Origin of the sequence: Beutenbergia cavernae DSM 12333 (genome assembly GCF_000023105.1) — a bacterium.
Lineage (GTDB): Bacteria > Actinomycetota > Actinomycetes > Actinomycetales > Beutenbergiaceae > Beutenbergia > Beutenbergia cavernae.
Genome location: NC_012669.1, coordinates 1,604,092 through 1,626,140, shown reverse-complemented (window position 1 = coordinate 1,626,140; position 22,049 = coordinate 1,604,092). Strand labels below are relative to the sequence as shown.

Annotated in this window: 16 protein-coding genes and 3 rRNA genes; 2 read left to right on the top strand and 17 right to left on the bottom strand. The window is 68.6% G+C overall.

What is annotated here, in order from left to right:
• Positions 1–106: 106 nt before the first annotated feature.
• The gene (gene cimA, locus BCAV_RS07160; protein WP_015881920.1) at positions 107–1,717 is read right to left on the bottom strand and encodes a citramalate synthase; all 1,611 of its coding nucleotides are present in this window, start codon (positions 1,715–1,717) and stop codon (positions 107–109) included.
• Positions 1,718–2,074: 357 nt separating this feature from the next.
• Here cimA and BCAV_RS07155 point away from each other — a divergent pair, with 357 nt between their 5' ends.
• Positions 2,075–2,596 carry a DUF6069 family protein gene (locus tag BCAV_RS07155; protein ID WP_015881919.1) on the top strand — a complete coding sequence of 174 codons (522 nt, stop codon included), beginning with the start codon at positions 2,075–2,077 and terminating at the stop codon, positions 2,594–2,596.
• A 3-nt stretch (positions 2,597–2,599) separates the two neighbouring features.
• On the opposite strand, the gene BCAV_RS07150 is transcribed toward BCAV_RS07155, so the two are convergent.
• Complete coding sequence (locus BCAV_RS07150; RefSeq protein ID WP_015881918.1) at positions 2,600–3,238, bottom strand: TetR/AcrR family transcriptional regulator; 639 nt, start codon at positions 3,236–3,238, stop codon at positions 2,600–2,602.
• A gap of 73 nt (positions 3,239–3,311) precedes the next feature.
• On the opposite strand from BCAV_RS07150, the gene BCAV_RS07145 reads away from it, so the two are divergent.
• Positions 3,312–4,193 carry a TIGR03560 family F420-dependent LLM class oxidoreductase gene (locus BCAV_RS07145; RefSeq protein ID WP_015881917.1) on the top strand — a complete coding sequence of 294 codons (882 nt, stop codon included), beginning with the start codon at positions 3,312–3,314 and terminating at the stop codon, positions 4,191–4,193.
• 26 nt (positions 4,194–4,219) lie between these two features.
• Here BCAV_RS07145 and BCAV_RS07140 read toward each other — a convergent pair whose 3' ends face one another.
• The 15 genes from BCAV_RS07140 to BCAV_RS07070 all read right to left on the bottom strand — a co-directional run bounded on the left by BCAV_RS07140 (position 4,220) and on the right by BCAV_RS07070 (position 22,020).
• Complete coding sequence (locus BCAV_RS07140) at positions 4,220–5,353, bottom strand: branched-chain amino acid aminotransferase (protein WP_015881916.1); 1,134 nt, start codon at positions 5,351–5,353, stop codon at positions 4,220–4,222.
• A gap of 114 nt (positions 5,354–5,467) precedes the next feature.
• Positions 5,468–6,511 carry a 3-isopropylmalate dehydrogenase gene (locus tag BCAV_RS07135; protein ID WP_015881915.1) on the bottom strand — a complete coding sequence of 348 codons (1,044 nt, stop codon included), beginning with the start codon at positions 6,509–6,511 and terminating at the stop codon, positions 5,468–5,470.
• A 77-nt stretch (positions 6,512–6,588) separates the two neighbouring features.
• Entirely contained in the window at positions 6,589–7,233 is a 645-nt protein-coding gene (locus BCAV_RS07130; RefSeq protein WP_015881914.1) for a hypothetical protein, read from the bottom strand.
• Positions 7,230–7,766: an ASCH domain-containing protein gene (locus BCAV_RS07125; protein ID WP_015881913.1), complete on the bottom strand. Its 537-nt coding sequence runs from the start codon at positions 7,764–7,766 to the stop codon at positions 7,230–7,232. The genes BCAV_RS07130 and BCAV_RS07125 overlap by 4 nt, the downstream gene beginning before the upstream one ends.
• A complete protein-coding gene (locus tag BCAV_RS07120; protein ID WP_015881912.1) occupies positions 7,763–8,602 on the bottom strand; it encodes an SMP-30/gluconolactonase/LRE family protein in 840 nt (279 codons plus the stop codon). The genes BCAV_RS07125 and BCAV_RS07120 overlap by 4 nt, the downstream gene beginning before the upstream one ends.
• Positions 8,599–9,702, bottom strand: a complete 1,104-nt coding sequence (locus BCAV_RS07115; RefSeq protein WP_015881911.1) for an aldose 1-epimerase — start codon at positions 9,700–9,702, stop codon at positions 8,599–8,601. Before BCAV_RS07115 ends, BCAV_RS07120 begins: the two co-directional genes overlap by 4 nt.
• 106 nt (positions 9,703–9,808) lie before the next feature.
• Entirely contained in the window at positions 9,809–10,498 is a 690-nt protein-coding gene (locus BCAV_RS07110) for an endonuclease III domain-containing protein (RefSeq protein ID WP_050761823.1), read from the bottom strand.
• Between the two features lie 48 nt (positions 10,499–10,546).
• Positions 10,547–11,284 carry an alpha/beta hydrolase gene (locus BCAV_RS07105; protein WP_015881909.1) on the bottom strand — a complete coding sequence of 246 codons (738 nt, stop codon included), beginning with the start codon at positions 11,282–11,284 and terminating at the stop codon, positions 10,547–10,549.
• Between the two features lie 113 nt (positions 11,285–11,397).
• Positions 11,398–12,426 carry a ketol-acid reductoisomerase gene (gene ilvC / locus BCAV_RS07100; RefSeq protein ID WP_015881908.1) on the bottom strand — a complete coding sequence of 343 codons (1,029 nt, stop codon included), beginning with the start codon at positions 12,424–12,426 and terminating at the stop codon, positions 11,398–11,400.
• Positions 12,427–12,465: 39 nt separating this feature from the next.
• Positions 12,466–12,990, bottom strand: coding sequence for an acetolactate synthase small subunit (gene ilvN, locus BCAV_RS07095; RefSeq protein WP_015881907.1), 525 nt, complete (start codon positions 12,988–12,990; stop codon positions 12,466–12,468).
• Positions 12,991–13,007: 17 nt separating this feature from the next.
• A complete protein-coding gene (locus tag BCAV_RS07090; RefSeq protein ID WP_015881906.1) occupies positions 13,008–14,879 on the bottom strand; it encodes an acetolactate synthase large subunit in 1,872 nt (623 codons plus the stop codon).
• A 651-nt stretch (positions 14,880–15,530) separates the two neighbouring features.
• A 5S ribosomal RNA gene (gene rrf, locus BCAV_RS07085) occupies positions 15,531–15,648 on the bottom strand.
• Positions 15,649–15,775: 127 nt separating this feature from the next.
• A 23S ribosomal RNA gene (locus BCAV_RS07080) occupies positions 15,776–18,896 on the bottom strand.
• 364 nt (positions 18,897–19,260) lie between these two features.
• Positions 19,261–20,789 (bottom strand): 16S ribosomal RNA (locus BCAV_RS07075).
• Together the 16S, 23S and 5S rRNA genes form the textbook arrangement of a ribosomal RNA operon.
• A gap of 535 nt (positions 20,790–21,324) precedes the next feature.
• A complete protein-coding gene (locus tag BCAV_RS07070; RefSeq protein WP_015881905.1) occupies positions 21,325–22,020 on the bottom strand; it encodes a VOC family protein in 696 nt (231 codons plus the stop codon).
• Positions 22,021–22,049: the final 29 nt, after the last annotated feature.

Sequence of the window (22,049 nt, the reverse complement as noted above, 5' to 3'; positions counted from 1 at the left end):
GCCGACCTCAGATGGCGAGACCGAGGACCACGAGGACGGGACGCTCGATCTCGACGAGCTGCGCCCGACACCCGGCCGAGCTGGTCGCGGACGCTGGAGCGGGTCGTCAGCGCGGCTCGACCCCCCGGGCGAGCAGCCCGAACACGAGCGAGTCGGACAGGGCCTCGTAGCTCGCCTCGAGGATGTTCGGGCCGATGCCGACGGTGCTCCACACGTCCTGCCCGTCGGTCGTCTCGATGAGCACCCGCGTGACGGCGTCCGTGCCGTGCGACGTGTCGATGAGGCGGACCTTGAAGTCGATGAGCTCGAAGTCGGCGATCTCGGGATAGGCCGGGAGCAGCGCCCGGCGCAGCGCGTGGTCGAGCGCGTTGACCGGACCGTTGCCCTCGCCGGTCGCGACGATCCGTTCGCCGCCCGCGTGCAGCTTGACCGTGGCCTCGGCGTCCGTGTCCGGGCTGTGGCGGGGAAGGTAGTGCACCGACACGCGCCAGCTCTCCATCGTGAAGAACTGCGGGCGGGCGCCGTCGACCTCCTCGCGCAGCAGCAGCGCGAACGACGCGTCGGCGGCGTCGAACGTGTAGCCCTGGGCCTCCGCGTCCTTGACGCGGTGGGTGACGCGCCCGAGCACGTCGTCCTGCCCCGCCAGGTCGAAGCCCAGCTCGCGGCCCTTGAGCTCGATGGACGCGCGCCCGGCCATGTCGGAGACGAGCATCCGCATGTCGTTCCCGACGCGCGTGGGGTCGGCGTGCTGGTACAGGTCGGGATCCACCCGGATGGCGCTCGCGTGCAGACCCGCCTTGTGGGCGAACGCGCTCGCCCCGACGTAGGGCTGCCGGGCGTACGGGCTGATGTTGGTGATCTCGCTGATGGCGTGCGAGATGCGCATCGCGTCGTCGAGACCGCCGGGGGTGAGAGCGGTCGCGCCGAGCTTCAGCTCGAGGTTCGCGACGACGGCCACGAGGTCGGCGTTCCCGGTCCGCTCGCCGTACCCGTTGACGGTGCCCTGGACGTGCGTCGCCCCGGCCGCGACAGCGGCGAGCGTGTTGGCGACGGCGCAGCCGGAGTCGTTGTGGGCGTGCATGCCGAGCCGCCCGCCGCTGCGGGCGCGCACGGCGGCGACGATCTCGTGGACGCCGTCGGGCAGCATGCCCCCGTTCGTGTCGCACAGGGTGACTGTCTCCGCGCCGGCCTCGAACGCGGCGGCGACGGCGGCGAGCGCGTAGTCGGCGTCGAAGACGTACCCGTCGAAGAAGTGCTCGGCGTCGACGATGACGCGGCGTCCCTCGCCCACGAGGTAGCGCACGGTGTCGGCGATCATGGCGAGGTTCTCGGGGCCGTCGGTGCGCAGGGCGCGCTCGACGTGCCGGATGTCGCTCTTCGCGACGAGCGTGACCACCGGCGCGCCGGAGTCGAGCAGGGCACGGACCTGCGCGTCGTCGTGCGCCCTCGACCCGGCCTTGCGGGTCGAGCCGAACGCGGCCAGCTCGACGTCGCCGAGGTCCAGCTCCTTCTCCGCGCGCTTGAAGAACTCCGTGTCCTTCGGGATCGCCCCGGGCCAACCACCCTCGATGATCGCGACACCCAGCTCCGCGAGCAGCGGCGCGATCGCCAGCTTGTCGGCGACGGTGAGGTTCATGCCCTCCTGCTGCGCGCCGTCGCGCAACGTCGTGTCGTAGACCTGGACGGCGGTGCCCGCGAGGGCGGGGAGCGTGGTCATGAGGCTCGTCTCTCATCGGTGGTGCGAGGACGTCCCGGCGGTGGTGCCGCCGTCGGCCCAGTCCTCGCTTCCTTCCCGGCGCTGCGGCCAGGAGGGTACCCCGGCCACAAAAAAGACCCCCCATGGGTGCGGGAGGTCAGCGCGTCCGGGTGGGCCGGACGCGCTAGGTAATAAGGAGCAGCGCGGGTGCTGCGGCGTGGTGTGCCACGCGGGCAGTATGCCACACCGTCCCGAGCAGGCCGGCGGGCGACCACCAGCCGGCCACCCCGCCCTGCGCGCCGGAACGGTCCGCCCTAGGCTCGGATCGACGCGCCGCCGTCGACGTCGGCGCGGTACCCGGCAGAGAGGCGAGCACGGATGAGCTACCCGAACGGTGCGGAGCCGGTCCCTGACCCACGACTCACGGTGAACGCGGGCCGCTTCTGGGCCGGCGCAGCGGCCACGGCGGTGGTGGCGGCGCTCATCGGGCTCGTCGGCGTCGTCGTCCTGTTCAACGTCTTCGACGTGGACCTCGACCCCATCAACGTGCTCGACGCGGGTTCGCTCATGGGGACCTACACCCTGCACGGGTTCGTCGCCGCGATCCTCGCGGCCGGTCTCCTGCACCTGCTGATCGTGACGACGCCGCGTCCCCTGGCGTTCTTCGGGTGGATCATGGCACTCGCCACGGCCGTGGCCGCCGTCCTCCCGTTCGGCTACGCAGACCTGACGACGGCGGTCGCCACCGCTGGGCTGAACATCGTCATCGGCGCTGCCGTCTGGTCGTTGCTCGCGGGCGTCGCGAGGATGACGACGGCGCGGCGCGTGCCGCCCGTCGATCCCGCCGTTCCGCCGCCCGGTCCCCCGCAGGCACCGCCACGCCGTCCGCCGTCGTACTGACCGCTACGCCTCGAGTCCCCGACCGAGCCGGTCGAACGCGAGGCCGCCGAGCCGGACGACGTCGTCCGCGAGCTCCGCGATGCGGTCGCCGTCCAGCACGCGTCGTCGGACGAGGTGGACGAGCTCGCGATGGACGCCGACCAGGGCGCTCGCCAGGGATCCCGCGAGGACGACGTCCGCATCGGTCACTTCGCCGTCGGCGACCTCGCCCAGCAGCGCCTCCGCGAGGTCCGCACTCTCGCGGGCGAACATCGCGTCCTCGCGGGACCGCAACGCCGGGCTCTCCGCGACCACCAGGTTGACGCGCCGCGCCTCGGCCAGCGCCTGGGTGTCACCCGCGGCAAGGCCGGCGACGAAGCCGCCGACGTCCAGGACGTGGTCGCGGAAAGCGGCCACGACGGATGTCCCGGAGCCGCGTGATGCGACGGCGGCGATGAGCCGATCCCCGAAGGCTCCGAGCCCCGAGAAGAAGAGGTCCTCCTTCGTCGGGAAGTAGTTGAACAGCGTCGCCTCCGACACGCCCGCCTCGCGGGCGACGCGGGCGACCGGGACGTTGTCGTACCCGTGTCGGGCGAAGAGCTCGAACGCGGCTGCCGCGATGCGTCGCCGCGTCTCCTGCTTCTTCACCTCGCGCAAGCCCATGCGGGCAGTATATGGGGTTGCCCCAAATTTAGGGTGACTCTATGTTTGAGGCAACGAGGAAGGGGCGACCGAGATGCGCATCAGCATCAGCACCACGAACTACTCCTGGCCGGGCGGTCCGTCGACGTTCGCGCGGCACCTTGCCGAGATCGGTCGGCGTGCCGACGACGCCGGCTTCCACACGGTGTGGGTGCCGGACCACCTCATCCAGGCGGACCCGAACGCCGGGGCGGACGAACGCGACATGCTCGAGGCGTACACGACGCTCGGCTATCTCGCTGCCTGCACCGAACGCGTCCACCTCGGCACCGCCGTCACGGCCGCCACGTTTCGGGCACCCGCACTGCTGGTCAAGGCCGTGACCACGCTCGACACCCTGTCCGGCGGCCGAGCCTGGCTCGGCATCGGCGCCGGGTACCACGAGGCGGAGGCGCGCGACATGGGCCTGTCCATGCCCGCCGTCGCGGAGCGCTTCGAGCGCCTCGAGGAGACGCTCCAGCTCGCCGACCGCATGTGGTCCGGCGACGAGTCCGCGTTCGAGGGCAGGCACTACCACCTGCAGCACCCGGTCGGAGTGCCGCTCCCCCTCCGTCGCCCACGGGTGCTCATCGGCGGCACCGGACCGCGACGCACGCTCCGCCTGGTCGCCCGGTACGCCGACGCCTGCAACGTCTTCGACGTCCCCGACGGCGGGGCGACGGTCCGCGAGAACCTCGCCGTCCTGCGCGGTCACTGCGACGACGTGGGACGCCCGTACGCCGAGATCGAGACGACGCTCGCCACCCGGCTCTCCCCGGGCGACACGAGCGACGACGTCGCCCGCCGGTGCGCCGCGGCCGCCGCTCTCGGGATCGACCACGCGACGTTCGTCGTCGGCGGGCCCTGGAGCGCCGAGGCGCTCGAGGTCCTGGCGGGCGTGGTCCCTCGGGTCGCGGAGGTCACAGCGGCCCGCTGAGGCAGGCGTCCGGCGCCGACCGCGCCTCAGACGAGGCGCTGCATCCAGCCGTGCGTGTCCTCCTGGACGCCGAACTGGACGTCGGTGAGCGCGGTGTGGATCGCCGTCGTGACCGCGCCCGCTGCGCCGTCGGCGACGCTCACGTCGAACCGCGCGCTCGCGAGCCGGCCCACCGGGGTCACCACAGCGGCTGTCCCGCACGCGAACACCTCGGTCACGGCACCGGACGCGACGCCGTCGAGCACCTCGGCGAGCGGGATGTCGCGCTCGCGCACCTCGTGCCCCTGCTCGCCGAGGAGCTCGAGGATCGACGAGCGCGTGACGCCCTCGAGGATCGTGCCGGACAGCCGCGGGGTGCTCACCACGCCGTCGGCCCCGACCACGAACAGGTTCATCCCGCCCAGCTCCTCGAGGAGCGTGTTCGTGGAGGAGTCCAGGAAGCACACCTGGTCGCACCCGTGCGCGTACGCCTCCTGCTGGGGAAGCAGGCTCGCCGCGTAGTTCCCGCCGCACTTCGCCTCGCCGGTACCGCCTGGGCCGGCGCGGTGGTACTCCTCGCTCACCCAGATCGACACCGGCGTGAAGCCGCGTGTGAAGTACGGGCCCACCGGGGAAGCGATGACGAGGTACTCGACACGCTTCGCCGGGCGCACGCCGAGGAACGCCTCCGAGGCGAACATGAACGGCCGCAGGTACATGCTGGCGCCGGACGACGTCGGCACCCACTCGACGTCGGTGTGCACGAGCGCCCGGATCGAGGCGAGGAAGTCCTCCTCCGGCAGCTCCGGCAGCGCCAGGCGGCGCGCGCTCCGGGCGAACCGGCGGGCGTTCGCCTCCGGCCGGAACGCCCACACGGAGCCGTCGGCGTGCGCGTACGCCTTGAGACCCTCGAAGATCTCCTGGGCGTAGTGCAGGACGGCGGCTGCCGGGTCGAGCTGCAGCGGCGCGTACGCCTCGATGCGGCGGTCGTGCCATCCGGCGTCCGACGTCCAGGTCGCGCGCGCCATGTGGTCGGTGAACGCGACGCCGAAGCCGAGGTCGGAGAGCACCTCGGCGCGCTCCTCAGCAGTGCGCGGGTGCGACGAGGGCCGGACGTCGAAGGTGTCTTCGGCCGACTGCGGCGACGTCGCCGAGTTCGTGGCCGGGGTCGTGCTGGTCATGAGTGCCTCCACCGTGTCTCGAGTAGAACCTAGCGGCGTTGGCCGCCGTGGTCAGGTGGTGGAGCCGTCGGCTGGTCGCGGGCGGTGCTGGACGTGCTGCGAGCGGCCGGCGGCTCAGCCGGCTACTCGGGCGGCGAGCGCGTCGCCGACCTCCGCCGTCGACCGGACGGCGCTGCCACGTTCGACGATGTCGCTCTCGACAGCGGCGGTGATCCGGGCAGCCTGCTCGGTGAGCCCGAGGTGCTCCAGCAGGAGCGCGACCGACAGGACCGTCGCCGTCGGGTCGGCCTTGCCCTGCCCGGCGATGTCGGGCGCCGAGCCGTGCACCGGTTCGAACATCGACGGGAACGCACGGTCCGGGTTGATGTTGCCGGACGCCGCGAGGCCGATGCCGCCGGTGATGGCCGCGGCGAGGTCCGTGAGGATGTCGCCGAACAGGTTGTCGGTGACGACGACGTCGAACCGTGCCGGGTCCGTCACGAGGAAGATCGTCGCGGCGTCGACGTGCAGGTAGTCCACCGCGACGTCGGGGAACTCGGCGCCGACGGCCTCGACCGTGCGCCGCCACAGGTGACCCGCGTGGACCAGCACGTTGTGCTTGTGCACGAGGGTGAGCTTCTTGCGGGGGCGCGCGTCGGCCCGAGCGAACGCGTCGCGGACGACGCGCTCGACCCCGAACGCCGTGTTGACGCTGACCTCGTTGGCGATCTCGTGCGGCGTACCGACGCGGATCGCGCCGCCGTTGCCCACGTAGGGCCCCTCCGTGCCCTCGCGGACGACGACGAAGTCGACGTCGCCCCCCTTCGCCAGCGGCGTGGCCACGCCGGGGTAGAGCCGCGACGGGCGGAGGTTCACGTAGTGGTCGAACGCGAAGCGCAGCTTGAGCAGGAGGCCGCGCTCCAGGACCCCGCTCGGCACGCCCGGGTCGCCGATCGCGCCGAGCAGGATCGCGTCGTGCTGCGCGAGTGCCGCGAGGTCCTCATCGGTGAGGGTCTCGCCGGTCGCGTGCCACCGCGCGGCACCCAGGTCGTAGGCTGTGGTCCGCACGGTGACGTCGGTGCCGGCGAGCGCCGCGTCGAGGACCTTGAGACCCTCCGCGACGACCTCGGGTCCGATGCCGTCCCCGGCCACCACGGCGAGGTCGATCGAGCGCGTCATGCGTTGCACCGTACCCGCGGTCCCATGACTCGGACACCCTGTCTCACGTGATGGATCGCGCGTCGGCGCGTGCGGATCTACAGCACCGGGGTCGCGGACAGCGGGTAGGCGACGGCGACGAGCACCCAGCCGACGACGCCCACCCACGCGGTCGCGACGACGAGCGTCCACGTCGTCAGCAGGCGGGGCGGGACGAACCAGCGGACCCGCGGATGCTCCTCGATGTGGTCGGCCAGCACGGACGGGATCTGGATGACCCTCCAGATCGCGGCCATCCGGCGCATGAGGCCGATCCCTCCGCGCTGCGCCGCGGCCTCCAGCCGCGAGTACACCTCCCCGCCGAGGTCGGTCACGCTCAGCAGGTGGGCGGTCTCGCCCGTGAAGGCGTCGACGTCGCGCACGGCGCGCAGCATCGCGAGCCGGCGGTACCAGAACCACGCCACGACGACGATCGCCGCGGCGCACACGGTGAGGCCGACGACCTTCGGCCAGAGCTGCCACGACAGCGCGAGCGGGACGAGCGCCAGCGGCGGCACGCTCGCGCCGAAGCCGAAGAGCCACGACGGGATGCGCAGCACTCGCGTCGTCCGGGCGATCGGGACGGCCAGCCGCCGCGCCGCCTCAGCCGTCCGCGCGTCGATCGCCCCGCCCGTGCGTTGGAGGCGCGCGGACCACGCTGAGCCCCGCTGCCCACCCTCGCCGGGCTCGCTCGGCTCCGTCATCCATCGCCCCCGGAGCGTCGCGGCCGGGCGGGGTAGACCCGCTGCAGATGCTCGACGACGACCAGGGAGTCGTCACCGATCTCCTCACCAGGGCCAAGGGCCGACGCGAGGACGGCAGCGTTGTCCCGCCGCCACTGCTCGACGTCCGCGGCGCCGTCGGCGCGCGCCGTCGCCTCGTCGACGTCCGCATACCGCACGGTCACGACGCGCACCGTCCGCACGAGCGCGCGTGGGTGGCCCTCGCCGTCCAGCACGATCGCAAGGTCGCCGGGTTCGGGGACGACGGCGTCGCCGTCGTCGGCGAGCTCGAGCGACGTCACTGCCGTGCGCGAGCCGTCGAGCAGCTGCTCGAGCATGAGATCGGCGGTCGCCGCGTCGGCGGCGAACGACCACGCCGGGGGACGCACGCTCCCCCGCGGGTTCGCGCCCACGAGGGCCTCGAGCCGGTTCGTGTTGCCGCGGGTGCGGGCGTCCGCCCAGAACGCCTCGAGCTCGGCGTCACGCTCGAGGTCCTGCGGCTGGGGTTCGGTCACCGGGACAGTCTGCCCGACGGCGCTGCGCAGACCCCCTCGACGAGCGTCACGTGCCAGCGCCCGAGGTTGCTCGAGAACAGGTCGCCGCCGCGGAACGCCGTGTTCGTCGGGTGGCACAGCAGGTGAGCCGTGGGGTCGTCCACCAGCACCTCCGTCTCGCCGGTGCTCGGGTCCACCCGGAGGATGCGGCTCGGCTCGTAGCAGCCGACGTACAGCCGGCCGTCGGGGCCGAGCGTGACGCCGTCGGGCAGCACGCCCGGCAGCTCGACGACGCTCTGCGCGGCGCCCGGTTCGCCGTCGTCGCCGATCGGGATGCGCGTGATGCCCGGCCGGAACGTCTCGGCGACGTAGAGCGCGCCGCCGTCCGCGGCGAGGGCGACGCCGTTCGCGAAGTCGAGCGGCTGGGTGAACCAGGGGCCGCCGCTGCCGTCGGGGCCGAAGCGGAAGACGCGCCCGTCGCGCGCGCCCTGGGTGCCCGAGTCGGAGACGTACAGCGTGCCGTCGGGGGCGACGACGACGGCGTTCGGGGTCTCGAGCGTGCCGGTCCCGCCGCGGGTCACCTCCGTGAGGTCGCCCGTCGCCGTGTCGTAGCGCCACACACAGCGGTGCCGCAGGTCGCACGCGTACAGCGTCTCGTCCGGCCCGAACGCGAGACCGAGCAGGAACCCGTCGGTGCTCGCGACCTCGGTGAAGCTCGAGCCGTCCGGTTCGATGCGGTACAGCTGACCGTGCTCGCCGCCGCACCAGACGCTGCCGTCGGGGTGGACGGCGATGCCCTCCGGGTGGTCGAGCTGGGGCCGGCTGAGCGTGCCGTCCACGAACACCCGGGCGGTCATGACTCGACCGAGGGTTGGACGAGCACGGCCTCGATCCGGGTCGTGCTCGTCGCGCCCGCGTCGATGCGGTGCAGCGGTGCGCCGACGTCGCGGGCGTGCGCGATCCCGTGCCCGGGGATCGTGCTCGCGGGTTCGACGGCGCACACGTAGGCCTCGCGCCACCACGGCGCGCCAGGGTGCGCGTGCAGCTCCTGCCACAGCCACGCGTGCGGGAACGTGGTGGGGTCCCAGCGCAGCGTCACCCCGAGGTCGAGCTCGGCGTTCGCGATCGTGACGGTGGCGGCGTCGCCGGTCAGGTCCGTGAGGTAGGCGAGCGTGGCGCGGGGCGCGGCGGGGATGACCGAGAGGTCGACGTCGGCGCCGGTCCTCGTGCGGGCGAGCGGCCAGTCGTGCCGTGATCCGGGCACCAGGTCGGTGCCCGGCTCGCGTGCGTCGGCGACGACCGTCCGGGCGCCGGCCTCGATCGTGGTGCCCTCCGCGATCAACGGCGCGCCGAACGCCGGGTGGTGCGACCACATGACCTCGATGGGGTCCGGACCGGTGTTCGTCACGGACTCCGTGATGCCCAGGGTCGTGCCGCGGAGGTCCACCCGGCGGTGCAGCCGCAGCGGGGAGCGGGTGAGGCGCGTGGTGAGCTCCGCCCAGGGTGCGGCATCGTGCGGGAGGCGCGCTCCGTCGTCGTCCGCCACCGCCGGTCCGCCGGTGCCGCCGTCGTCCCCGGTCGCGACGACCTCCCACGGGATCCGCGACGCCTCGCCGTGGAAGCCCCACGTGACGTCGCCCGGCAGGCGGGACGCGGCACCGCCGTTGGGCAGCAGCACCTGCCAACCGCCGGGGTAGCGCTCGAGCCACTCGGGTTCGTCCTCGGCGTTCCAGCGGCCGGACCCGCGCGGCGGCATCGCCCACGGCGTCTTCCAGAGGACGTCGACGCCGGTGCGCCTGTCCACGAATGCGTAGACGTCGCAGCCCTGCTCCGGCAGGAGCGTCACCTCGGCGTGCGCGGTGCGCAGCACGAGGCCCGTCCAGCCACGCGTCAGGTCGCTCTGGTCGACCGTGCCGAGGACCGGCCGGCCGGCGTCCGGGTGTGCGTCATGGCCCACGCGCCGACCCTATCGGCTCCCCGTCCACGACCCGTGAGCGGGTCGATTCGGGAGCTATGCGCTCCCGGATCGACCCCGTTGCTGACGCTGCCGGACGCCTCGGCGGTCACGCGTCGCTCGGCGCTGCCTTGCGTCCCTTCTTCGCTGCCCGTGCCTTCGCCTCGGCCAGCTCCTGCGCCTTGGTGGCGGCGAACGAGCAGATCGGGCACGTGGCGAACACGTGCCGCTGCGCCGGGCAGTACTCGCGCCCGAAGTAGATGATCTGCAGGTGCCGGCGGACCCAGGTCTCGCGCGGGAACGCCTTCTTGAGGTCAGCCTCCACACGTTCCACAGTGGTGCCGCGAGACAGCCCCCACCGGCGGGCCAGCCGGAAGATGTGGGTGTCCACCGGGAACGCGGGCACGCCGAACGCCTGCGCCATGACGACGCTCGCGGTCTTGTGGCCGACCCCCGCCAGCCCCTCCAGGAACTCCCACTCCGGCACCAGCTCGCCGCCGGCCTCCACGATCTGGCCGGCCGCCGTCCAGAGGTTGCGCGCCTTCGTCGGCGCGAGCCCGACCTCGCGGATCAGCTCGAGGATCCGCTCGGGGCCGAGCTCGTACATCTGGGCCGCCGTCGGCGCGAGCGCAAACAGTGCGGGAGTGATCTCGTTGACCTTCTTGTCGGTGGTCTGCGCCGACAGCGCGACGGCCACCAGGAGCGTGTACGGATTGACGTGATCGAGCGGTATCGGCGGCTCCGGGTAGAGCTCGTCCAGCACGTCACCGATCCGCTGCACCTTCTCCACCCGCCGCACGGGCACACGCTATCGGGCGCCACCGACACCGCCGTCGTCGGCGAGGCGTCAGGTCGCCGCCGCGACGCTCCTCCGGACGAGTTCGAGCGCCAGGTCCGCGAATCTCGACAGCCCTTCCGGTTCGCCGAGATAGGCGGAGTGCTGGTACCCCTCCATGACCTCCACGCGAACCCGTTCCGCGAGGCCGAGCTCGCGGAGCGTCGCGAGGAGGACGTTCGTCTGCTCGAGGCGGCCCGCGACGTCCTCGCTGGCGAGCACCAGCAGGACCGGTGCCAGCTCCCCGCGTGTCCCGACGTGATAGAGCGGCGATGCCTCGTCGACGACGACGCGCCTCGGGTCGAGCCCGCGCTCGCGCAGTACGTTGAAGTGCGTCGTGGGCTGACCGGCGTCGAACACCCACCCCACGACGTCGGCGACGTCGGCTCCGGCCGCCGCGAGCCATCGCTCGTCGAAGCACATCATCATCGCCAGGTAAGCGCCCGCCGAGCTGCCGCCGACGAGCAGAGGACGGTCGGGCCACGTGTGCCGCACCCACGCCACGCACGTGGCCGCGTCCTCGACGAAGTCCGGGAATCGTGCCTCCGGGTAGAGGCGGTACGCCGCCGACACCACGCCGACACCCGCCGGCACGAGACGCTCGACGAGACCCGAGGCGTCGGCCTTGTCGCCGCTCTCCAGCCCGCCGCCGTGGAAGTACACGAGCACCGGCGCACCGGCGTCGTCCGGAAGCTGCACGTCGGCGAGGTGCTCGGGAAGCGGACCGTAGTGCGTGCCGCTCCGAGTCATGGGGGAAGCGTACGGCGATGCGTGCGGCTCCTGCGGCGACCTGCGACGAGGCCGGGTGCATCCAGCGGCAGATACCGCCACCGGATGCACCCGGCCTCTCGTCGAGTGCTGCGTCAGCGTGCGGCGGAACCCTCCGTGTAGTCGCTGTCCGAGGGCTTCACCCACGCGAACAGCTTCCGCAGCTCGCGGCCGACGCCCTCGATCGGGTGCGCCTCGCCCTTCGCGCGAAGCTCGGCGAACTCCGGGGCGCCGGCGTCCTGGTCGGCGATGAACCGCGCCGCGAACGCGCCGTTCTGCACGTCGGCGAGGACGGCCTGCATGTTCTCCTTGACGCGCGGGTCGATGACGCGCGGGCCCGAGACGTAGTCGCCGTACTCGGCCGTGTCGGAGACGCTCCAGCGCTGCTTGGCGATGCCGCCCTCGTACATGAGGTCGACGATCAGCTTGAGCTCGTGCAGGACCTCGAAGTACGCGACCTCCGGCTGGTAGCCGGCCTCCGTCAGCGTCTCGAACCCGTACTGGACGAGCTGTGACACGCCGCCGCAGAGCACGGCCTGCTCACCGAACAGGTCGGTCTCGGTCTCCTCGGTGAACGTCGTCTTGATGCCGGCCGCGCGCAGGCCGCCGATCGCCTTGGCATACGACAGCGCGAGCTCCCAGGCGCCACCGGTCGCGTCCTGCTCGACGGCGACGATGACCGGGACGCCGCGGCCGTCGACGTACTCGCGACGCACGAGGTGACCCGGGCCCTTCGGGGCGACCATGACGACGTCGAGGTCGGCCGAGGGCTTGATGTAGCCGTACCGGATGTTGAAGCCGTGGCCGAACACGAGCGTCGTACCCGGGTTGAGGTTCGGCTCGATGTCCGCTGTGTAGAGGCCGCGCTGGTGCTGGTCCGGCGCGAGGATGACGACGACGTCGGCCTCCTTCACCGCCTCGGGAACCGTGAGCACCTTCAGACCCTCGTTCTCCGCCTTGGCGCGAGACGCGCTCCCCTCACGGAGCCCGACGCGGACGTCGACGCCCGAGTCCCGCAGGTTCAGCGCGTGGGCGTGCCCCTGGCTGCCGTAACCGATGACGGCGACCTTCTTGCGCTGGATGACGGACAGGTCGGCGTCGTCGTCGTAGAACAGCTCAGCCACAGTGATTCTTCTCCTTGGATCGGTGTTGATGCGTTCGGTTCAGGCGCCGCGCGAGATGCGCTCGAGCGCCCGGTCGGTCATGGAGCGGGCGCCGCGGGCGATGGCGACCGTGCCGGACTGCACGATCTCACGCACGCCGTACGGCTCGAGCGACGTGAGCAGCGCGTTGAGCTTGTCCGGCCCGCCGGTCGCCTCGATGGTCACGGCCTCCGGCGTCACGTCGACCACGTGAGCGCGGAACAGCTCGACCACCTGCAGGACGGCGGTACGGCTCGCGTCGTCGGCCTTCACCTTGACGAGCAGCAGCTCGCGCTGCACGGAGCTCGCCTGCTCGAGCTCGACGATCTTGATGACGTTGACGAGCTTGTTGAGCTGCTTCGTCACCTGCTCGAGCGGGTGCTCGGCGACGTCGACGACGACGGTGATGCGGGAGATCTCCGCATGCTCCGTGGGCCCGACCGCCAGGGAGTGGATGTTGAAGGCCCGGCGGGCGAACAGCGCGGCGACCCTCGTGAGGACGCCCGGCTTGTTCTCGACGAGCACCGACAACGTGTGTCTGGTCATGAGTCAGTCCTCCCTGCTCAGTCTTCTCGGTCCCAGGCGGGCGTGATCCCACGCGCGTACTGGATCGCGTCGTTGCTGACACCCGATGCGACCATCGGCCACACCATCGCGTCACGGCTCACCACGAAGTCGACAACGACAGGGCGGTCGTCGATCTCGTTCGCGCGAGCGATGACGTCGTCGACGTCCTCCTCGCGCTCGCAGCGCAGTCCGACGCATCCGTATGCCTCGGCGAGCGTCACGAAGTCCGGGATCCGCCGCGTCTCATGACCCGTGTTGAGCTCCGTGTGGGAGTACCGGCCGTCGTAGAACAGCGTCTGCCACTGGCGCACCATGCCGAGCGACGAGTTGTTGATGACCGCGACCTTGATCGGGATGTTCTCGATCGCGCACGTCGCGAGCTCCTGGTTCGTCATCTGGAAGCACCCGTCGCCGTCGATCGCCCAGACGGTCCGGTCGGGCTCGCCGACCTTCGCACCCATGGCGGCGGGGACGGCGTAGCCCATCGTCCCCAGCCCGCCGGAGTTGAGCCACGAGCGAGGCCGCGCGTAGGAGATGAACTGCGCGGCCCACATCTGGTGCTGACCGACGCCGGCGACGTACACGGCGTCGGGTCCGGTCAGTGCGCCGATCCGCGAGATCACGTGCTGCGGCGCGAGCAGACCGTCCTCCGTGGGCGCCCATCCGAGCGGGTAGGTCTCGTGCAGGGAGTCCAGCTGCGTCCACCAGCCCTCGAGGTCCGGCAGCCCGTGCTGGGCGTGCTCCCGCCGCACCTCCGCCTCGAGATCCGTCAGCACTTCGCGGATGTCGCCGACGATCGGCACGTCCGCCGTGCGGTTCTTCGAGATCTCTGCCGGGTCGATGTCGGCGTGCACGATCGTCGCCGACGGCGCGAAGCTGGACAGCTGACCCGTCACGCGGTCGTCGAAGCGTGCACCGAGCGCGACGATGAGGTCGGCCCGCTGCAGCGCCGCGACGGCCGGCACGGTGCCGTGCATGCCCGGCATGCCGAGGTGCTGCGGGTGCTCGTCGGGCAGGGCGCCGCGCGCCATGAGCGTCGTGACGACCGGCGCACCCGACGTGTCCGTCAGCGCGCGCAGCTCGGCGCTAGCGTTGCCTCGGATCACGCCGCCGCCGACGTACAGCACGGGTCGCCGCGCCGTGGCGATCAGCCGGGCCGCCTCACGCACCTGCTTCAGGTGAGGCTTCAGCGTCGGGTGGTAGCCCGGGAGATCCGTCTCCGGCGGCCACCGGAACGTCGTCTCCGCCTGCTGCGCGCTCTTCGCGATGTCGACGAGCACCGGCCCGGGACGACCCGTCGAGGCGATGTGGAACGCCTCGGCAATCCGGGCCGGGATCTCGTCCGGGTCCGTCACGAGGAACGAGTGCTTCGTGATCGGCATCGTGATACCGACGATGTCGGCCTCCTGGAACGCGTCGGTGCCGATCATCGACGCGCCCACCTGTCCGGTGATCGCGACCACGGGGATCGAGTCCATGTTCACGTCGGCGAGAGCCGTGACCAGGTTGGTGGCCCCGGGGCCGGACGTGGCCATGCAGACACCCACTCGGCCCGTGACGTGGGCGTACCCGGACGCCGCGTGGCCGGCTCCCTGCTCGTGCCGCACCAGGATGTGCCGGAGCTTGGTGGAGTCCACCAGCGGGTCGTACGTCGGGAGGATGGTGCCGCCGGGGATGCCGAAGATGACCTCCGCGCCTACCGCCTCGAGGGACCGGACGATGCTCGCAGCACCGTTCATCGGCTCGTTGACCTGCGCGGCCTGCGTGGTGTCGGGGGCGGCACTGAGCCTCGGCCGCGACTGGACGTCGCGTGGCGTGGTGCCTGCTCCCGAGCTACGTGGAGGCGCAGGATGGGGTCCCTTGGCCATCGTCACTCCTGGTGGACTTGGTGCGTACTGGATGCCGGACATAGAAAAACCCCCCGGGGCCGTGAGGCTGGTCGAGGGGCGCGCGCGGTGCTCGAGGTCTAAGCCAGGACGACCGCGCGCCCCGGAAGAACTACGACGAGCTGAATCATGCGCATGTCGACACCATACGCCCCGCGGGCACCGCGGTCACGCTCGCCCGGGTCCGTCTCGCATCCTGGGACCACGGTCCGGGCTCTGGACGGGTCGATCGACCGCACTCCAACCCTCGCCGGCGTCCATGAACACGGCCGTGCAGCCCAGCCTCCGCCGCCGAGCAGCACCGCCGACGGCACGCCAGGTGTGGGCGGACGCAGACCACGTGTGGCCGGCGCACGCTTGTTGCGGCCGGCGCAAGCCCGGTGTTGCCGGCCGCACGCCGCGAGGGGGCGCCCGCCACGCCGCGTCGGGGCGGCGCACGCCGCGTCGGGGCGGCGCACGCCGCGTGGCCGTGGCACGGCCCCCGCTGAGGCTGGCCGGCACAACGACGACGGGATGCCCCCACTCCGGAGAGCCCCGCACGCTCACGCCCGGTGAAGGTCCCCGCCTGGTGCGTGACCTCACCCGAAAACGACGAAAGGGCCACCCTGGTGGGTGGCCCTTTCGTGAATGGGTGTTCGGCGGTGTCCTACTCTCCCACACGGTCTCCCGTGCAGTACCATCGGCGCTGAGGGGCTTAGCTTCCGGGTTCGGAATGGTACCGGGCGTTTCCCGCCTCGCTATGGCCGCCGTAACTCTATGGAACTGTCACCCTTGCTCGCGAACCCCTGTGTTGTCCACCGTTGTGGTGGGGTTTGGGGGTTGCGGGGGTGGTGGTTCGGGAACCGCACAGTGGACGCGCACATCAGTGATGTTGTGTTGTGGTAAGTGGTCGGCTTATTAGTACCGGTCAGCTTCGCAGGTCGTTAGTCCCTGCTTCCACATCCGGCCTATCACCCAGTGGTCTGCTGGGAGCCTCTCCACCCTCGAGGGGTGATGGAAACCTCATCTTGAAGCAGGCTTCCCGCTTAGATGCTTTCAGCGGTTATCCCTTCCCAACGTGGCCAACCAGCCGTGCTCCTGGCGGAACAACTGGCACACCAGAGGTTAGTCCGTCCCGGTCCTCTCGTACTAAGGACAGCCCTTCTCAAGTTTCCTACGCGCGCAGCGGATAGGGACCGAACTGTCTCACGACGTTCTAAACCCAGCTCGCGTGCCGCTTTAATGGGCGAACAGCCCAACCCTTGGGACCGACTCCAGCCCCAGGATGCGACGAGCCGACATCGAGGTGCCAAACCATGCCGTCGATATGGACTCTTGGGCAAGATCAGCCTGTTATCCCCGGGGTACCTTTTATCCGATGAGCGACGGCGCTTCCACAAGCCACCGCCGGGTCACTAGTCCCGACTTTCGTCCCTGTTCGACCCGTCGGTCTCACAGTCAAGCTCCCTTGTGCACTTACACTCGACACCTGATTGCCAACCAGGCTGAGGGAACCTTTGGGCGCCTCCGTTACTCTTTAGGAGGCAACCGCCCCAGTTAAACTACCCACCAGGCACTGTCCCTGATCCGGATCACGGACCGAGGTTAGATATCCAGAACGACCAGAGTGGTATTTCAACGTTGACTCCACCCCCACTGGCGTGAGGGCTTCATAGTCTCCCACCTATCCTACACAAGCCGTCCCGAACACCAATACCAAGCTATAGTAAAGGTCCCGGGGTCTTTCCGTCCTGCTGCGCGTAACGAGCATCTTTACTCGTAGTGCAATTTCGCCGAGTTCGCGGTTGAGACAGCGGAGAAGTCGTTACGCCATTCGTGCAGGTCGGAACTTACCCGACAAGGAATTTCGCTACCTTAGGATGGTTATAGTTACCACCGCCGTTTACTGGGGCTTAAATTCTGAGCTTCGCCCCCCGAAGGGGCTGACCCGTCCTCTTAACCTTCCAGCACCGGGCAGGCGTCAGTCCGTATACATCGTCTTGCGACTTCGCACGGACCTGTGTTTTTAGTAAACAGTCGCTTCTCCCTGGTCTCTGCGGCCCTTCCACGCTCCCCCAGCAAGTGGGTTCACGCTCCGGGCCCCCCTTCTCCCGAAGTTACGGGGGCATTTTGCCGAGTTCCTTAACCACGATTCTCTCGATCGCCTTGGTATTCTCTACCTGACCACCTGAGTCGGTTTAGGGTACGGGCGGCTAGTCCCTCGCGTCGAGGCTTTTCTTGGCACCATAGGATCACCATATTCCCGCTGTTGCGGTCACCGTCAGCTCTCGGACTTGATGCCTCCCGGATTTGCCTAGGAGGCGTCCTACAGCCTTGGAAGGAGTCAACCATCGCTCCAACTGGCTACCTTCATGCGTCACCCCTGTTAATACGCTTACCTACTACCGGTTCGGGTCCCACGCGCCCCGTCCCGGTGGACCCCGAAGGGTCCGGTGGAACGGTTTGGGTGGTTAGCATCACCGGGCTCGGTATGGGCGGTCCTTCGCCGGTACGGGAATATCAACCCGTTGTCCATCGACTACGCCTGTCGGCCTCGCCTTAGGTCCCGACTTACCCAGGGCGGATTAACCTGGCCCTGGAACCCTTGGTCATTCGGCGGACGGGTTTCTCACCCGTCTTTCGCTACTCATGCCTGCATTCTCACTCGTGTGGCGTCCACCGCTGGATCACTCCGCGGCTTCGCTCGCCACACGACGCTCCCCTACCCATCCGTACGCCTGGACCCACCACAAGGGCGGGCCGAGCACGAGTACGGATGCCACAGCTTCGGCGGTGTACTTGAGCCCCGCTACATTGTCGGCGCGGAATCACTTGACCAGTGAGCTATTACGCACTCTTTCAAGGGTGGCTGCTTCTAAGCCAACCTCCTGGTTGTCTGGGCAACTCCACATCCTTTCCCACTTAGCACACGCTTAGGGGCCTTAGCTGGTGGTCTGGGCTGTTTCCCTCTCGACTACGAAGCTTATCCCCCGCAGTCTCACTGCTGCGCTTGGCTTACCGGCATTCGGAGTTTGGCTGACGTCAGTAACCTGGTAGGGCCCATTAGCCATCCAGTAGCTCTACCTCCGGCAAGGAACACGCAACGCTGCACCTATATGCATTTCGGGGAGAACCAGCTATCACGAAGTTTGATTGGCCTTTCACCCCTACCCACAGGTCATCCCCCAGGTTTTCAACCCTGGTGGGTTCGGTCCTCCACACGGTCTTACCCGCGCTTCAACCTGCCCATGGGTAGATCACTTCGCTTCGGGTCTAGAGCACGCGACTCAATCGCCCTATTCGGACTCGCTTTCGCTACGGCTTCCCCACACGGGTTAACCTCGCCACGCACCACTAACTCGCAGGCTCATTCTTCAAAAGGCACGCCGTCACCCCAACCAAGGAGGCTCCGACGGATTGTAAGCAAACGGTTTCAGGTACTATTTCACTCCCCTCCCGGGGTACTTTTCACCTTTCCCTCACGGTACTTGTCCGCTATCGGTCATCAGGGAGTATTTAGGCTTAGCAAGTGGTCTTGCCAGATTCACACGGGATTTCACGGGCCCCGTGCTACTCGGGATCCTCACCAGGAGGCGATGCCATTTCGTCTACGGGGGTCGCACCCACTACGCCCGGCCATTCAAGACCGTTCGACTATGACAACGCTTTCTTACTCCTCGCTCCGCCGGCAGACGAAACAGGTGAGTCCCACAACCCCGATGATGCAACGGCCGCCGCCTATCACACACCACCGGTTTAGCCTCGTCCGCTTTCGCTCGCCACTACTCACGGAATATCTCTTCCTGTGGGTACTGAGATGTTTCACTTCCCCACGTTCCCCCCACACGCCCTATATATTCAGGCGCGGGTAACCGGACATGACTCCGGCCAGGTTTCCCCATTCGGACACCCTCGGATCACAGCTCGTTTGCCAACTCCCCGAGGCTTATCGCAGGCTACCACGTCCTTCTTCGGCTCCTGATGCCAAGGCATCCACCGTTTGCTCTTAAACACTTGACCACAAAAGATCAAAGATGCTCGCGTCCACTGTGCAGTTCTCAAACAACCACCCCAACCACACCACCCCCACCACCAACCGCGGCAGGAGCAACCATGTAGGGCACAACCAGAGCAAACACACACCCCACCCAGCAAGCCCACCCGCACACGAACACCCCACCAACCCGGGCATCCCCACACGCGCGCACCCACCAGACCGGCGCCTGTTCCCTCAGGACCCAACAGCGTGCCTGAACCGATGTTCCACCCATGAGCAGCCACCCCCACCACACTCGGATGAGGCATGACCCTGAACACCCCCACAACCCCACCGGCCACGAACGACCGCACGAGCTCCAACGCGAGGATGCCAGACGCTCCTTAGAAAGGAGGTGATCCAGCCGCACCTTCCGGTACGGCTACCTTGTTACGACTTAGTCCTAATCGCCGATCCCACCTTCGACCACTCCCCCCACAAGGGTTGGGCCATGGGCTTCGGGTGTTACCGACTTTCATGACTTGACGGGCGGTGTGTACAAGGCCCGAGAACGTATTCACCGCAGCGTTGCTGATCTGCGATTACTAGCGACTCCGACTTCATGGGGTCGAGTTGCAGACCCCAATCCGAACTGAGACCGGCTTTCTGGGATTCGCTCCACCTCACGGTATCGCAGCCCTTTGTACCGGCCATTGTAGCATGCGTGAAGCCCAAGACATAAGGGGCATGATGATTTGACGTCATCCCCACCTTCCTCCGAGTTGACCCCGGCAGTCTCCTATGAGTCCCCACCATCACGTGCTGGCAACATAGGACGAGGGTTGCGCTCGTTGCGGGACTTAACCCAACATCTCACGACACGAGCTGACGACAACCATGCACCACCTGTGCACGAGTGTCCAAAGAGACCACCATCTCTGGTGGCTTCCCGTACATGTCAAGCCTTGGTAAGGTTCTTCGCGTTGCATCGAATTAATCCGCATGCTCCGCCGCTTGTGCGGGCCCCCGTCAATTCCTTTGAGTTTTAGCCTTGCGGCCGTACTCCCCAGGCGGGGCACTTAATGCGTTTGCTACGGCACGGAACTCGTGGAATGAGCCCCACACCTAGTGCCCAACGTTTACGGCATGGACTACCAGGGTATCTAATCCTGTTCGCTCCCCATGCTTTCGCTCCTCAGCGTCAGTTACGGCCCAGAGACCCGCCTTCGCCACCGGTGTTCCTCCTGATATCTGCGCATTCCACCGCTACACCAGGAATTCCAGTCTCCCCTACCGCACTCTAGTCTGCCCGTACCCACTGCAGGCGCGAGGTTGAGCCTCGCGTTTTCACAGCAGACGCGACAAACCGCCTACGAGCTCTTTACGCCCAATAATTCCGGACAACGCTTGCGCCCTACGTATTACCGCGGCTGCTGGCACGTAGTTAGCCGGCGCTTCTTCTGCAGGTACCGTCACCCGAAGGCTTCTTCCCTACTGAAAGAGGTTTACAACCCGAAGGCCGTCATCCCTCACGCGGCGTCGCTGCATCAGGCTTGCGCCCATTGTGCAATATTCCCCACTGCTGCCTCCCGTAGGAGTCTGGGCCGTGTCTCAGTCCCAGTGTGGCCGGTCACCCTCTCAGGCCGGCTACCCGTCACCGCCTTGGTAGGCCATCACCCCACCAACAAGCTGATAGGCCGCGAGCCCATCCCAAACCAGACAAGCCTTTCCACACCCCACCATGCAGCAGGATGTCATATCCAGTATTAGCCCCGGTTTCCCGGAGTTATCCCAGAGTCTGGGGCAGGTTACTCACGTGTTACTCACCCGTTCGCCACTCATCCACCCCAGGCAAGCCCGGGGCATCAGCGTTCGACTTGCATGTGTAAAGCACGCCGCCAGCGTTCGTCCTGAGCCAGGATCAAACTCTCCGTCAAAACCCCACCACCCCAAAAAGAGGCGGTAAGAACAATAACGAAACAGTAAACCCCAGCAACACACCCCCACAACCGAGGGCATGCAACCAAAGGAACCCCACCGCAAAACCAACAACCACCAACAAAGTCAGCAGCCACCAGCCCCACGGACGAGGACAAAACTATGGCATCGATTCAAACACACTGTTGAGTTCTCAAGAAACAGACACACACCAACAACCACACCCACCAACCAGCAGGCCCAGCCATCAGGGCAACCTCTCCAAACTACCCCCCACACCACACGTCCGTCAACGTCGGGCCCTGAGGCTTCCGTCACAGATCGTGCTGGTGGTCAACCCGCTCAAGAAGCCGGTCCGAGACCGTTCGTTCAAGGTGGGTTCTGCCTTCGGGACCGTCCGCCGATCCGGCGTCCGTTCCTCCCGTGCGGGGCAGTGGCTCTACTGTAGGCACTGCTGTGGCCGCTCGGCAAATCGGCGGAATCACGCGGATCCTGCGGCCTCCGGCCGGGCAGGACGCGTGCGAGCGGCCCTCCTCAGGTCGTCGGCTCCGGCGCCTCGCGTCCCTGCCAGGTCGAGACGCACGCCTCGTTCCCCTCGGCGTCGGCCAGGACCCAGAACGCGGGCGCGTGCTCCGCGGACACGAGCCGGCCCCCGGCCGCGAGGGCGGCGTCGACCCGTGCGCGCGCGACGTCGTGCGGGACCGTCACGTCCACATGGATCCGGTTGCGCTCCGTGCGCGGCACGTCCATCTGCTGGAACCAGAACGCCGGCCCGTGCCCGAGCGGATCGTTCAGCTCCCGTGCTTCTGCGGATTCTGCGACCCCCGGGATCGGCACCTCGTCGTAGGCCAGGACCGCGTGCCAGAACGCCCGCACTGCGGGTCGGCTCATCGCGTCGACGGCGATCTCGAGCTCGAGCGTCGCGGCCGGGTCCGCGGTGACCCCCAGCGCGGCCGCGGCACGCGAGATCCCCCGCGCGAGCGCGACGTCGCGCTCGGACAGTCCGCCGACGTCGTGCGAGGACAGCCGCACCACCACGCACGAGTACCGCAGGTCGACGTCGGGATGGTGGTTCGCGGCGTCGGCGAGCCGCCCGATGGCGTCGACCAGGGCGACGCCGACGGCGAACGAGCCCGTCCGGAAGACGCTGTGCGCGCGGCGCAGCAGGACGCGCCAGTCCTCGAGGCCGTCGGCGTCGTGGAACTGCTGTGGGCTGATCGCGTCCGACATGACGGGCCTCCTCGGTGGGTCTCAGGTCA